The 13,342-nt window shown below is 72.3% G+C and carries 14 protein-coding genes; 4 read left to right on the top strand and 10 right to left on the bottom strand.

Going from position 1 to position 13,342, the window contains the following annotated elements:
• Positions 1 to 19: 19 nt before the first annotated feature.
• Together OG389_RS31300 and corA are read right to left on the bottom strand one after the other, a co-directional pair.
• Positions 20 to 688, bottom strand: a complete 669-nt coding sequence (locus OG389_RS31300) for a GNAT family N-acetyltransferase (RefSeq protein WP_328301902.1) — start codon at positions 686 to 688, stop codon at positions 20 to 22.
• A 122-nt stretch (positions 689 to 810) separates the two neighbouring features.
• Entirely contained in the window at positions 811 to 1,893 is a 1,083-nt protein-coding gene (corA, locus tag OG389_RS31295; RefSeq protein WP_328301900.1) for a magnesium/cobalt transporter CorA, read from the bottom strand.
• Between the two features lie 203 nt (positions 1,894 to 2,096).
• Here corA and OG389_RS31290 point away from each other — a divergent pair, with 203 nt between their 5' ends.
• Entirely contained in the window at positions 2,097 to 2,690 is a 594-nt protein-coding gene (locus tag OG389_RS31290) for a hypothetical protein (protein WP_328301898.1), read from the top strand.
• 49 nt (positions 2,691 to 2,739) lie between these two features.
• Here the strand turns inward: OG389_RS31290 and OG389_RS31285 are convergent, their stop codons facing one another.
• On the bottom strand, positions 2,740 to 3,132 hold the full coding sequence (locus OG389_RS31285) for a TOBE domain-containing protein (protein ID WP_328301896.1): 393 nt from the start codon (positions 3,130 to 3,132) through the stop codon (positions 2,740 to 2,742).
• A gap of 68 nt (positions 3,133 to 3,200) precedes the next feature.
• The gene (locus tag OG389_RS31280; RefSeq protein WP_328301894.1) at positions 3,201 to 4,115 is read right to left on the bottom strand and encodes a LysR family transcriptional regulator ArgP; all 915 of its coding nucleotides are present in this window, start codon (positions 4,113 to 4,115) and stop codon (positions 3,201 to 3,203) included.
• A 70-nt stretch (positions 4,116 to 4,185) separates the two neighbouring features.
• Here OG389_RS31280 and OG389_RS31275 point away from each other — a divergent pair, with 70 nt between their 5' ends.
• Positions 4,186 to 4,833 carry a LysE/ArgO family amino acid transporter gene (locus OG389_RS31275; RefSeq protein ID WP_328301892.1) on the top strand — a complete coding sequence of 216 codons (648 nt, stop codon included), beginning with the start codon at positions 4,186 to 4,188 and terminating at the stop codon, positions 4,831 to 4,833.
• Here the strand turns inward: OG389_RS31275 and OG389_RS31270 are convergent.
• Positions 4,799 to 5,317 carry a universal stress protein gene (locus tag OG389_RS31270; RefSeq protein ID WP_328301890.1) on the bottom strand — a complete coding sequence of 173 codons (519 nt, stop codon included), beginning with the start codon at positions 5,315 to 5,317 and terminating at the stop codon, positions 4,799 to 4,801. The two genes, OG389_RS31275 and OG389_RS31270, sit on opposite strands and share 35 nt — an antisense overlap.
• A 401-nt stretch (positions 5,318 to 5,718) precedes the next feature.
• On the opposite strand from OG389_RS31270, the gene OG389_RS31265 reads away from it, so the two are divergent.
• Entirely contained in the window at positions 5,719 to 6,768 is a 1,050-nt protein-coding gene (locus OG389_RS31265; protein WP_328301888.1) for an NUDIX hydrolase, read from the top strand.
• A 117-nt stretch (positions 6,769 to 6,885) separates the two neighbouring features.
• Here OG389_RS31265 and OG389_RS31260 read toward each other — a convergent pair whose 3' ends face one another.
• The 3 genes from OG389_RS31260 to OG389_RS31250 form a co-directional block, all read right to left on the bottom strand.
• A complete protein-coding gene (locus OG389_RS31260; protein WP_328301887.1) occupies positions 6,886 to 7,335 on the bottom strand; it encodes a DUF2690 domain-containing protein in 450 nt (149 codons plus the stop codon).
• Between the two features lie 126 nt (positions 7,336 to 7,461).
• A complete protein-coding gene (locus OG389_RS31255; RefSeq protein WP_328301886.1) occupies positions 7,462 to 7,911 on the bottom strand; it encodes a hypothetical protein in 450 nt (149 codons plus the stop codon).
• A 232-nt stretch (positions 7,912 to 8,143) separates the two neighbouring features.
• Complete coding sequence (locus tag OG389_RS31250) at positions 8,144 to 8,308, bottom strand: hypothetical protein (RefSeq protein ID WP_328301885.1); 165 nt, start codon at positions 8,306 to 8,308, stop codon at positions 8,144 to 8,146.
• 172 nt (positions 8,309 to 8,480) lie between these two features.
• Between OG389_RS31250 and OG389_RS31245 the strand changes: the two genes are divergently transcribed.
• The gene (locus tag OG389_RS31245) at positions 8,481 to 12,149 is read left to right on the top strand and encodes an NACHT domain-containing protein (RefSeq protein WP_328301884.1); all 3,669 of its coding nucleotides are present in this window, start codon (positions 8,481 to 8,483) and stop codon (positions 12,147 to 12,149) included.
• A gap of 4 nt (positions 12,150 to 12,153) precedes the next feature.
• Here the strand turns inward: OG389_RS31245 and OG389_RS31240 are convergent, their stop codons facing one another.
• Together OG389_RS31240 and OG389_RS31235 are read right to left on the bottom strand one after the other, a co-directional pair.
• Entirely contained in the window at positions 12,154 to 12,855 is a 702-nt protein-coding gene (locus tag OG389_RS31240) for a peptidoglycan recognition protein family protein (protein ID WP_328301883.1), read from the bottom strand.
• Complete coding sequence (locus OG389_RS31235; RefSeq protein ID WP_328301882.1) at positions 12,842 to 13,291, bottom strand: DUF5996 family protein; 450 nt, start codon at positions 13,289 to 13,291, stop codon at positions 12,842 to 12,844. Before OG389_RS31235 ends, OG389_RS31240 begins: the two co-directional genes overlap by 14 nt.
• Between the last annotated feature and the right edge of the window lie 51 nt (positions 13,292 to 13,342).

Here is a 13,342-nt window from a genome sequence, read left to right as displayed (position 1 = left end):
CGCTCCGGGCCGGCCCCGTTCAGCCCGCGGAGCGACCCGCCAGGCGGGCCTCGAGGCCGCGCTTCGCGTCCGGCCATTCCGGGCGGGTGATGCTGTACACGGCCGTGTCGCGGATCCAGCCGTCCCGCATGACCATGTGGTGGCGCAGTACGCCCTCCTGGGTCGCGCCGAGGCGGGTGATCGCCGCCCGCGACTTCGTGTTCCGCACGTCCGTGAGCAGCTCGACCCGGTTCATCCCCATCGTCTCGAAGGCGTACGTCAGCATCAGCAGCTTGGCCTCCGTGTTCGCGCCAGTCCGCTGCCAGGACTCGGCGAGGAAGGTCCAGCCGATCTCCAGCCGCCGGTTCGCGGTGTTGATCACCATCAGCCGGGTCGACCCGAGGATCCGCCCCGTCGCCGCGTCCACCGTCGCGTACGGGATCTGCGTGCCCTCGGCGCGCGCCGCGACGGCGTCCTCTATGAAGCCCCGGGCCTCGTCCGGGTGCGGGACCGTCGTCACCGCGAGCTCCCACAGGCTCCCGTCGCGGATCGCCTCGCACAGACCGTCGTGGTGGTGGAGGTCCAGTGGCTCCAGCCGCACCCGCTCCCCGACCAGCTCCACCGTCGCCACCGACGTCGCCGCGGTCCGCGTTTTCGCCGCGGTCCGCGTCGTAGCCGCGCTCGCCGTCGTCGCCTTCGTCTGTCCCATGTCCGACCTGCCCGTTCCCGTGCCCACCGTACGGCCGCGCCAACACGCGGACCCTATCCGGCGTCGGCGCCCGGCCCCACTGGAATTTCCGTCGCACGGTGGCGCCGTGACGGGACCGGTGGTCAGAGCCAGCCGTTGCGCCTGAACCCGCGGTGGATGACGAAGCAGGCGACGGCCATGACCCCGACCACCACGGGATACCCGTAGGTCCAGTGCAGTTCGGGCATGTTGTCGAAGTTCATGCCGTAGACCCCGCAGACCATCGTCGGGACGGCGACGATGGCCGCCCAGGCGGTGATCTTGCGCATGTCCTCGTTCTGGGCGACGGTCACCTGCGCGAGGTGGGCCTGGAGGATGGAGTCGAGGAGGGCGTCGTACGCGCCGATCTGGTCCGTGGCGCGGGTCAGGTGGTCGGCGACGTCGCGGAAGTACGTGCGCATCTCCGGGGGGATGACCGGTATCGGCAGCGTGCTCAGCTGCTGGAGCGGCCGGCCCAGCGGGGCCACCGCCCGCCGCAGCTCCAGCAGTTCGCGCTTGAGCTGGTAGATCCGGCCCGCGTCGCCGCGGCCGCCGTGCTCGCTGAACACCATGGTCTCGACGGCGTCTATGTCGTTCTGCACCGCGTCCGTGACGGCCACGTACTCGTCGACCACGTGATCGGCGATCGCGTGCAGGACGGCGACCGGCCCCTTGGCCAGGTGGTCGGGGGTGGCCTCCAGCTCCTCACGGACCGATCCGAGGGTGCCGCGGCCGCCGTGGCGGATGGTGATGACGAAGTCGTCGCCGGTGAAGGCCATGAGCTCGCCGGTCTCCACGACCTCGCTGGTCGCGGTCAGCTCCTCGTGCTCCACGTACCGCACGGTCTTGAGCACGGCGAACAGGGTCTCGTCGTAGCGCTCGATCTTGGGCCGCTGGTGCGCGTGGACGGCGTCCTCGACGGCGAGCGGGTGCAGGCCGAACAGCTCGGCGAGCCCGGCGAGCTCGGTCTGCGAGGGCTCGTGCAGGCCGATCCAGACGAAGCCGTCGCCGGTCTTGCGGACCCTGCGCAGCGCCTCCTCGGCGTCGGCGCAGCCGTCCTGGCGCACCCCGTCGCGGTAGACGATGCAGTTGACGACGGCGCTGCCGAGCGGAGAGCGCGCCGGGTGGCTGAGGTCGACGGCCCGCCGGTAGCCGCGGCTCACGGCCCGGCGCAGGTTCCTGAACATGGACAACGGCGTACTCCCCTTCGGCTGATCACCGGCCAGTGTGCCACCGCGCCGGGCGCGGTCCGGCGCCGGGCTGTGCCGGCATGCGGCGCCGTTGCGCGGGCCGGCCTCGACGACGGCTCATCGAAGGCTGCGCGTCAGCCTGCGCCTCAGCCTGCGGAAACGTTTGTGCAGCCCTCGGATCCGGCCCCTATGCTGCCGCGGTGACCACACCCCCCGGCAGACCCGCGCGCCGCCCCCCGCGTGAGCGGGCCACGCTGATCGCGCTCGTCCTGATCGCCCCGCTCCTCGCCGCCGGGCTGGCCCTCGCGGCGTGGAAGCACTGGCAGCGCACCCATCCGGGCGACTTCGCCGCCGAGCCGCACTCCTGCGAGCTGGTGTCCCCGCAGACCGTCCACCGGCTGGTGCCCACCTCCTACGGCGGCCGCGACGGCGACGGATCGTGCAGCTGGTCCGCCCCGCGCGAGGAGGGCCCGAACCGGGCCTCGGTCTTCCTGCGGGCCTTCGTCGTCACCGAGGAACTCGCCGCCGAGGACCTCCGCGAGGACCGTGCCAACACCCTGGGCTGGGAGAAGACCACCCCGACGGAGGTCACCGGCATCGGGGACCAGGCGTTCGTCCGCTTCCGTTCCTCCGCTCCCGAACGCCCCGTCGCCGCCCAGGTCTGCTTCCGGCTGAGCAACATGGTCGTCAACGTCACCTACACGCGCGCCGACACCGACCGTGAGGCCGCCCGCGCCGGCGCGCTGGACGCGGCGCGCGAGGCCGCCGACCACCTGAAGGCGTCCGTACGCTGAGGACCAGCGGCCCCGGTCCCTCGCCCCCGCCCAGCGGCCCCGCCAGGGCTCAGGCGCGGTCGATGAAGACGCTCGTCGACTTCACCCGGGCCGTGGCCCGCGCGCCCACTTCCAGGCCGAGTTCCTCCACGGCCTCCCGGGTCAGCAGCGACACGATGCGGTGCGGTCCGGCCTGGATCTCCACCTGCGCGTCGACCGTGCCCAGCTTCACACCGGTCACGATGCCGGGAAAGGCGTTGCGCGCCGAGGTGTACGGGGTCTCGTCGCCGTCGTCGGCCTCCTGCGCGGCCTCCACGCAGAACGCGGCCAGGTCCGGCCCGTCCACCATCCGCCGCGTGCCCTCCCGGCGCGTCGGGAACCGCTGCGCGTCGGCCCACCGTCGGGCCGTGTCCACGCTGACGCCGAGCAGCCGCGCCGCCTGGCCGATCGTGTAGGACTCCATGCGCGCAGCCTATGCCCTGCACGATCGGTTCCCGCAGGCCACGCCCCCGTGAGCGGCCCGCCCGGGTCCTACCCCGCCCCGGCCGGCTGCCGCAGCGCACCCTCAGCCGCCCGCGCCACGGCGCGCGCCACCGTGGCCAGCGCGGGCGAGTCCAGCTTCCACTGCTGCCAGTACAGCGGCACGTCCAGCGACCGCCCGGGCGCGATCACCACCAGCTTCCCCGCCTCCAGCCGCGGTCCGGCCTGCGCCTCGGGCACCATCGCCCAGCCCAGTCCGGCGACCGCCGCGTCGCAGAACCCCTCCGAGGTCGGCACGTAGTGCCGTACCTCCGACGCCCGGGCGCCGGCCTGCCCCGTCACCATCCGTACGAACTCGTCCTGGATCAGGTCCAGCCGGTCGAAGACGACGACGGGCGCCTCCCGGAGGTCCCACTCCGTCTCCCCCCGCAGATGCCGGGCCGCGAACTCCGGGCTCGCCACCGGCAGGTACCGCGCGAGGCCCAGCCGCCGCACCGTGCACCCGGCCACGGCGACCGGCTGCGAGGTCACCGCGGCCATCACGCGTCCGTCCCGCAGCAGTTCGGTCGCGTGCCCCTCGTCCTCCCTGTGCAGTTCGAAGCAGACCGGCGGGTCCTGCGGCACCCCGGTCAGCGCGGGGAGGAACCACGTCGCGAGCGAGTCCGCGTTGACCGCGATCGGCAGCCGCACCGGTCCCAGGCCCTCCGCCATGCCCAGCTCGGCCCGTGCGTCGCGCTCCAGCCGGGCCAGCTGCCGCGCGAATCGGACGACGACCTCCCCGGACTCGGTCGCCCGCACCGGTTTGGTCCGCATCAGCAGCACCCGCCCGGTCCGCTGCTCCAGCGCCTTGACCCGCTGGCTGATGGCGGACGGGGTCACGTGCAGGGCGGCGGCCGCGGCGTCGAAGGTGCCTTCGTCGATCACCGCGAGCAGGGTCCGGACCTGGTCGGCAGGCAGCTCATCCATCACAAAGGCTAATGCTAGGTAAGAATCTTTAGCTGTACTACTCACCCCGCCGCTGCCTACGGTCGAAGACATGACACACGGCATCATCCCGGCGGGCCTCGCGGGCTTCGGCACCGGCCTTTCCCTCATCGTCGCCATCGGCGCCCAGAACGCCTTCGTCCTGCGCCAAGGCGTACGCCGCCACTCGGTCCTCGCCGTGGTCGCCATCTGCGCCGTCTCGGACGCGGCCCTCATCGCGCTCGGCGTGGCCGGCGTGGGCGCGTTCGTCACCGCCTGGCCGCCCGCCCTCACGCTGGTCGGCCTCGTGGGCGGCGCCTTCCTGATCTGCTACGGATTCCTCGCCGCCCGCCGGGTGCTGCGCCCCGCCCCCGGCGCGGCCCTCACCGCGGAAGGCGCCGGCACCGACCCCGCCACCGCCCGCGCCGGCGTCTCCACCCGCCGCGCCGTACTGACCTGCCTGGCCATGACCTGGCTCAACCCGCACGTGTACCTCGACACCGTGCTGCTGGTCGGCTCCCTCGCCGCCGACCGGGGCGACCTGCGCTGGGCGTTCGGCATCGGGGCCGCACTGGCGAGCCTGACCTGGTTCGGGGCGCTCGGCTACGGTGCCCGGCTGCTCAGCGGCCTGTTCGCCCGGCCCTCCGCCTGGCGGGTGCTGGACGGATTCGTCGCGGCGACCATGGTCACGATGGGCGGCCTGCTCCTCGCCCGGGCCTGACCCCGGCGGCCGCGGCACCGAAGTCCTCCGGCGTGGCCCGCCGCAGCCTCCTCAGCCAGGAGCCGGGGAGCGCGGGTGCGGGCACCGTCAGCACCGGGCACACCGCGTGCCCGCGCAGCCACCGGCCCACCCGGCCCCCGTAACGCCGCCCGGGCCTGGCCCCGACGACGAGGAGATCGTCCGGCCGCCCGGCCACTTCGCACAGGGCCCGGCCGGGGTCACCCCGCAGCACGCACCGCCGTACGGCCGTCACCCCTTCCGGGTCACCGCCGAACGCCTCCTCGAAGGCCCGCTCGAGGTTCCGGGCCGCCTCCGCCTCCCACAGCGCGGCCCACGACCGGTCGGGGAACCGGGCGAACATCCCTTCCCCCTCGGGCGGTGACCAGGCCACTACGGCGACCAGTTCCCGCCCGCCGAGCCGGGCCTCGCAGGCCCCGGCGCGCAGGGCGGCGAGGCTGCCGAGGGAACCGCTCGCGCCGACCACCACACGGCTCGTCGGACCGGCTCCCGCACTGCCCTGACCAGCCCCTGGACCCACTCGCGGAGGGCGGGGAACGCGGCCGGGACCTGGCGTTCGCGGCGCTGCTGGAGGGTGCGCTCGGCACGGTCGCCGAGGAGGGTGAACTCGCTGGACATACGTGTCTCCTTCCGCGGGGCACCAGACCAATCCCGGCAACCTGCCTCCAGTCTGGAACCGGATTGGCCTGCCCAGGAGAGCCAATCCCTGACATCTGGCCTGCCACCAGTGCCACAGGTCCACCCCATGGACACCACCCGAGTGGGTACGGATGACCATGACCCACGCCCCCGACCCACGACCCGCACCCGGATCCCCCTCACCGCCGAGCCCCGCACGCCCGCGACCCCGCACCTCCAGGAGCCCCCGTGCCGGAACAACCCCCGTACGCCGACTCGGTCCGCGCCTACTACGCCGCCCACCCCTCCCCCTTGGTGGCGGCGACCGGGATCGTGCTGGACCCGCGCGGGCGGGTCCTCGTCCTCACCACCTCGTACAAGACGGAGCTGGAGCTCCCGGGCGGGGGCGTGGAGGACACCGAGACCCCGGAGGAGGGCCTGGCCCGCGAGCTGAAGGAGGAGCTGGACCTGAGCGTGCCGGTGGGACGGCTGCTCGCCGTGGATTCGCGCCCGCCGGGCCCGCTCGGCCGCTCCCTCGTCGTCCACGTCCACCTGGTAGGCCCGCTCACGCCCGGGGAGGCCTCCGCGATCTCCTTCCCGGACGGCGAGATCACCCAGGCGCGCTGGCTCTCACCGGAGGAGGCCTACGGGGCCCTGCCCGCCCGGACCGCACCCCGCCTGCGCGCCTCCCTCGCCGCGCTGTACTCCGGCTCCCTCGCGCACCTGATCGACGGTGTCCCCCAGCCCGGCTCCCCGGCCGGACTCGACCCCCTGCGCCGGGCGGAACTGGAACACGCCGGCGCCTTCGACACCGCCGGCCACCGGGCCGCCCGCCCCAAGGCCCTCACGGCGGCGAGCGTGCTGTTCACCGACTCCGCGGGCGGGGTAGTGCTGGTGCAGCCCGCGTACGGCGATCCAGAACACTGGCACCTGCCCGGCGGCGGCATCGACAGCGACCTCGGCGAGATCCCGCGCGCGGCCGCCCGCCGCGAGGTGCGCGAGGAGCTCGGGCTCGACCTCGCCCCCGGCCGCCTGCTCGCAGTCAACTGGTCGCACCGGCCCGGCTATCCGGCCCGGGTCCGGTTCCTCTACGACGGCGGCATCCTCGACTCCGCCGCCCTGGCCCGGATCCGCCTGCCCGCGACGGAGCTCCTCCAGTGGCGGACGGTACCCGCGGCCGAGCTGCGCCGCTTCGTCAAACCCGCCCTCCGCCGGCAGATCAAGGCGTGTCTCAGGGCCCGCGGCACGGCCACCGGACCCCTCGAACTCCACGCCGGCCGCCCCGTCCCGGAGCCCTGACCGGTCGGCGCCCCGACCGTGCGACGCCGGCCCCGCGGACGCGCGAAGGCCGCCCTCCCCGAGGGGAGAGCGGCCTGGAACACCGCGTGCGCTCTACCGCGACACGGCCCGGTCCGGCTAGAAGTAGCTGGAGCAGATGGTCGCGCCGCTGCCACCCTGGGTCGTGCAGACCCGGTAGTAGTAGTTGCCGCCGAGCATGTTGGACCAGTCGGAACCCGGGTTGGGGATCGCGACGGCCAGGCTGCGGATCAGCGGGCCGTTGACGCCGTTGTGCTTCTCGATGTAGCCGTACTTGGGGATCCAGTCGCTGCCGGAACCGTCCGTGTCGGTGACCCGGACCCACGCCGCCTGACACTTGGACGACCAGCGCAGCTCGGCCTTGCGCTCGCCGTCGGTCACGCTCCGCTGCGTGACGGCGTCGGCGTCACAACCCTGCGACACGGGGCCGAGGTTGTCGCAGCCCGCGTTGGAGCAGCCGGCCGCGTACGAGGTGCCGGCCAGCGGAACGAGGGTGGCGGCGACCGCCGCGGCCGACACCATCGCGGTCTTCATCAGGAGGCGCTTCATGTACGTACTTCACCCTTTGTGCAGTCTTCTGAACACACCCCTCAGGACGAGGGGCACTTGATCATGACGAGCCGTCGTGATCACGTCAAGTGGCTGACAAGCGCCCCAGCCGCTCGACCGGTCCGGCTAGAAGTAGGAGGAGCAGGCGAACGAGTCGGGGCTCGAGGTCGTCACGCAGACGCGGTAGTAGTAGTTGGTGCCGCCGACCATGTTGGACCAGTCGGACCCCGCGACAGGGATCTTGACCTGGAGGCTGCGGATCAGCGGGCCGCCGATGCCGTTGTGCTTCTCGATGTAGGCGTAGTGGTCCCACCAGTTGTTGCCGTTGCCGTTGTCGCTGCCCCGCACCCAGCCCGCCTGACACTTGGCCGACCAGCGCAGCTCCGCCTTCAGGGGGTCACCGCCGACGGACCGCTGGGTGACGGCATCGGCGTCACAACCCTGCCCGACGGGACCGAGGTTGTCGCAGCCCGCACCCGAGCAGCCCGCCGCGTACGAGGTACCGGCCAGCGGAATGAGGGTTGCGGCGACCGTCGCGGCGGTCACCATCGCGGTCTTCATCAGGAGGCGCTTCATGTACGTTCTTCATCCTCTGTGCAAGTCATGGATCGTGCCCCCGAACCCGAGGGAACCATGATCATTGCGAGGTGCCGTGCACCCGTCAAGAGTCAAGATCCACTAGTGACGCACCCCTCATCGCGCACACCCCGAGATCCTCCTGTCCGAGTGCCAACCCCCCAGCAGCGCTGGGGTCGCCCGGGCCAGGGCGAGCCACCCACGACTGGCTCAGCCGCCCCGCGGGGAACGATCAACGGCGCCGCCGCAACGCCATCAGGATCTGGCTCAGCACGGCCGCCGCGGCACGGCGGCGAGCCGCACGCGAGGACCACACGGCCGGGAGGACCACGCCGGTGAACAGCGCCGTGAACATCAGGGCAGGCAGCACGATCGCGTGTGAGGTCAGCCAGTGCACGCGGGTTCCTTCCTCTCGGACGGCCGCCAGGTACGGCCGGGGTCCGAGTCTGCGACCACCCCGCTCCCGTGCGGCCGATCACTGAAGAAGACCGAAGACGAGGACATCGGCACAGGTCACGACATACGTTGGCGGCGGATTTCCCGAAAGCAGCTGAAACGGGGGGTACCGGATGGCGGATGCGACGGGCGCCGTGGCGGACTTCTGCGCCACACTCCGCCGCACCGTGCGCGGCTGCGGTGTGTCGCAGACGGAGCTCGCCCGGGTGCTGAACCGGAGCGACTCGGCCGTCTCCATGCTCTTGAACGGCCAGCGCGCGAAGGCGCCCCAACTGGACGAGATCCTGCCCATCGTGAACCACTGCCGCAGCCGGGTCGGCTCCCACTCCCCGCCCAGCCTCGTCCTGGATCCGGCCTGGTGGCGCGCACGCCTCGCCGAACTGCAGGAGACGGCGGAGGGCCGGCGGCACCGTCGGCACCGGCACTCCCAGGAGCGGTTGCCCATCGAGCTGCCGGAGGCCGTCCCGCTCGACTTCGAATCCGCCGTCGAGGTCTTGGTGGCCCACCAGGACGGTTTCCAGCGCATGGACGCGGAGATCCTGGAACCGCTCGGCCTGCTCGGCGGGGGACCCGGCGAGCCGCTCAGACTCTTTGAGGGTTTCGGCGCCCGGGTCCGTTCCTGCAGCGGCACCGCGAGGACAGCGCTGCTGTGCGCGGCGGACACGGTCCTCCTTGTCAGCGCCTTCTGCGACGCGGTCGGTCGGCTCGGGGCAGTACGCGACGCCGAGGCGACGGCGCAGGTGGACCTCCAGGCCCAGGTGCTCGAGGAGCTCGGCCGGGTGACGCTCGGCTCCACCCGCGTCCGGTCCCCGTCCGAACTCCGTGCCGAGATCGCAACGGCCTACGCGGCATCCGCCGACCTCATGGCATTCGGCGGCTTCAGCGGGTCGTCGCACGAGGAACTCGCACACCTGTCCCTGCGCCGCTACGAGTCCCTGCACGCGGCGGTCACCTGGGACTGCCCCGAGCTGCGCCTCACTTCCGAGACGTACGACCCCGACGAAGGGGCGGAGCGGCAGCAGCCCACCGCGGACCGGGTCGGACTCATCGGACTGGGCGTGCTCCTCAAGGAGTTCACCCACGCCGACCCGGCCACCGCGCGGCAGCGGGAACTCCTCCGGGCACCGATCGCCGCTGCCGACGGGTCGGGGCCGGTGATTCCCTCCCTGGCGGCCGGCTACGTGAACCCGGCCTTCCGCGTGGCCGGACGCCCGGCCGACTGGAGGCTGTCCGCCGACATCTGGTGGGACGGCCGACCCCTCGAGGAGGACATCGCGGGATTCCTTGCCGCGCACCTCCTCAGCCACCAGGCCACCCAGGCGCCCCTGCTGGTGCTCGGCCACCCGGGCTCGGGGAAGTCTCTGCTGATGAAACTCGTCGCGGCCCGATTACCGCAGTCGGAGTTCTCCTGCCTGCACGTCGAGCTCCGGCACGTTCCTACCGAACTCGACATCCAGGAACAACTCGAGTGGGCCCTGTTCAGGTCGACCGGGCAGCGGGCGCCCTGGCCTGACGCGCTGCCCTCCGGCGAGGCCGTCCGAGTCGTCCTGCTGGACGGGCTGGACGAGCTGATACAGGCGGGCGCGGACCGGCTCGACATGAGCAGGCAGTGGCGCTACCTGAGGAGTATCGAGCAACTCCAGCAGCGCGAGCACGAGCTGGGCCGGCCGGTCGTCTTCATCGTGACGAGCCGAACCGTGGTCGCCGACCAGGTACTGACCCCCACGGCCTCCACCGTCCTGCGCCTGGAGCCCTTCGACGACGCGCGCATCGTCTGCTGGCTGGAGGTCTGGCAAGCAGCCAACCGGCGCTACTTCGCCACACACGACGTCGAACCGCTCTCGTGGGACGTGGTGCGCCCGTACCGGGATCTGGCGCGCCATTCGCTGCTCCTGCTCATGCTCGCGCTGTACGACGCGGCCGGGAATCCGCTGCGCCGACTGGGCGGCCGGGACATCCGCCGCGTCGATCTGTACGAGCGGCTCCTGGTGGAGTTCGTCCGACGCCAGGTCGTCAAACACGACGACCCGCTGCCGCCCTCCGCCGAAGCCGAAGCGGTCGAGAAGGAGCTCGGGCGACTGGGCGCGGTCGCCATCGGGATGTTCAACCGCCGCAGGCAGAGCCTCACGGCCGACGAGGCGGATTGCGATCTCGGTGGTCTGCTCGGCGAAGCCGGCTCAGCCCTGCTCTTCGGCCGGTTCTTCTTCGTGCACGAGGCACAGGCGGTGGTCGCGGAGGGACGCCTGCGCTCGTACGAGTTCCTCCACGCGACGTTCGGTGAGTACCTGGTCGCCCGGCTGGTCTGCGACGAGCTGGGACGGATGACCGCCGCGGCGGCGGAATGTGACGACACGGTGCTCCGCGCCCTGCTGTCGTTCGTCCCGCTCAGCGACCGCACCCACGTCCTCGACACCCTCCGGGAACTGGCCGGACCAGCCGGACCGCGCTGGCACCGCGGACTGCCGGGGCTCCTGCGGACCCTGTTCCACACGGACGACCGCACCGGTCACGGGCCGTCCGGCCTCACGTACCGTCCAGCCGATCGCGGGCGCACCGAACGGGACGCGATCTACGAGGCGAACCTCCTCCTGCTGGCCCTCGTCGTCGAAGACGGCGTCCGGGCCTCTGATTTCCTGGCGGTTGCGGATCCCGTCGACGGGTGGTGGCGGTGCGCACAGTTCTGGCGTTCCCAGTTCGGTGAGGCGTCCTGGGAAGCCTTCGCCCGTTCCGTGTCCGTGGAGCGGGCCGCCGACGCGGCCGGCGGTGGCCGCACGGGCGACCTGCGGATCTCCCTTCAGGGGACCACCGAACTCGCGGGCGACGTGTCCTGGGTCCTGCGCCGCGAAGTGCTGGGGCCGGGTGCTCACCACGACGCACGAGGGGTGGACGCCGCCGATCTGATCACGCGGTTGTCCCTCCTGTGCGACACGGACGTGCAGCACGTTCTCCATGCTCTGGCACCTCTCCTGCGGAGCTTGCCGAACACCCTGCGCACGTACCGCGTCGACGAGGAGCGGCGGGCCGTGTCGGGGGCGCACGCCCTCATGGCCCTGTTGTGCCGGGACACGCTTCAGCCGCTCGCCCCGCACTATGCCGACGTCCTGGACGTGCTGCGACACCTGCCCGAGCCGGAGCGCCCGGCCGTCACGGACATCCTCGTACGCCACCTCGTCCATGACGCCGCCCGGCTGCCGGAGGAACTCGTCCACTCCCTCCTCGTAGAGGTGATCCGGCCGGGTGCCGCCGGCGACGGGGCGCAGTGGGGTGGGCTGTGGCCCGTGCTCGAGGAGTACGTGATCCGCGGGCTGGCGCGGGTCGATCGGGATCGGGAGCAGGAGCAGGTGGAGGCGGAGTTGAAAGCCCTCGTCGGTCACGTGCGCCGGTACGCGGCGCTGTTCCGCGGCCCTCGGGAACGCCTGCACCAGCTGTTGCGGGAGGCAGGGAGCACCCCCATCTGGGCGCAGGGGGCGTGGGGGCCGGGGAGCGCGGTGCTGGAGCGGGGGCGCACGCTGCTCGAGGCGTTGCCCGCGGACGAACGGGAGCCGGGGCTGGTCATCGGACTGCTCCGGCTGGCTCACGAACTGGGGCAGCGGGAGTGGCTCGGCGCGCATGCCGAACCGCTCCTGCTGACCCTGCGGCCGGCGGACGTGCTCCGGATGCGCGCGAGCGACGCCGATGTCCTGCGGCCGTTGGTCCGGGACGCCGGACTGCTGGGCTCGTTCGCGACGATCGTGGACGTCTGGCGGGGTCCCGCCGGGGGTGGCGGGACGAGCCCGGGCTGAGGGGTCAGTACGTCCATCCCGCGCTTCGGGGGTCTCCGCGCAGGAAGGTGGCGATGTCCTCGCGCAGGCGCGGCAGGAGTGCGTACAGGCGGTCACCGGGACACTCGGTGGTGTTGAAGTCCCGGTGCCCTCTGATGTCGTACGGATCCAGCCCGTACTGCCCGCAGATGTACGCGCCCAGCGCGACCAGGGCCTGGTACTGCCCCGCTGGTGGCTCCGTACTTGAGTAGGTTCCCTCGGTCTCGATGCCCACGGCCACGTCGTTCTGGCCGACGCAGTGGGAGGAGCGGACCTGCATGGTCCCGCGCGACAGTTCGGCGCGACTGCGGTGCCTGCCTTCGGTGACGTACGCGCCACGGCTCACGGTGAAGTGCTGGCCGGTGTCGATCCACCGGTTGGTGTCCATGTGGTGGGTCTGGATCGCCCGCGCGAGGGCGAAGGCGCGCAGCAGGGAGTAGTCCTCGACGTTGGCCGTCGCCGTGTGGTGCACCACGATCAGCCGGGGCGGTGACGCGAGCACCGTGACGGGTTCAGTGGGGGGCCGGGCACCCCATTCCTCGCAGCCGAAGATCTCCGGACCCCAGGCCGCCCGCGTCGAGGCACGCGCCTCGGACGACCACGAGGCCGACCCGAGGCCGAGTGCGGCACCGACCACGGCGCGCCGGGCAATCCCGCGGCAGGGCGCGTCGCCATCAAATGAACTCATGACCACCCAACGAATCGGTGATCAGAACCGGACCGGCTCCGGACGCACGAAAGGCAATCCTCCCGGAGCCTGCTCGGGCGGATTCGTGCGGAAGCGGCCGGCGGGGGTCGGTGACGCCACCGGGACGGGCCAATCCGGCGGCGTCCCCGCCGGCTCGTCGGGCTCCGGCCCGGTACGCGCTGTCGACATCGGACAGCTGGTCGATGTGACGTCCCGAGAACCGGGTGTGGGCGATGTCGAGGCTGTGCCAGAAGTGGTGTACCGGGCTGGCCTTTCCCGAGAATCCGGCCGCGAACTCCTCCAGTACCAGCGCGACCTGGCCGAGGACCTGGAAGGAGGCCACGGACTGCCCCACGCGCGGAAACGACATCGCGCTGCCGCCCAGCGTCGCGACGACCAGCCGGTGGTCGACGAGGATGGCCTTCACCGCGCCCACGGCACCTCGCCCGCCGTCCGCGGTGGACGGCCGGGGCAGTGGGACACACGC

Source organism: Streptomyces sp. NBC_00435, assembly GCF_036014235.1.
Lineage (GTDB): Bacteria > Actinomycetota > Actinomycetes > Streptomycetales > Streptomycetaceae > Streptomyces.
This window is presented reverse-complemented; position numbering and strand designations above follow the sequence as displayed.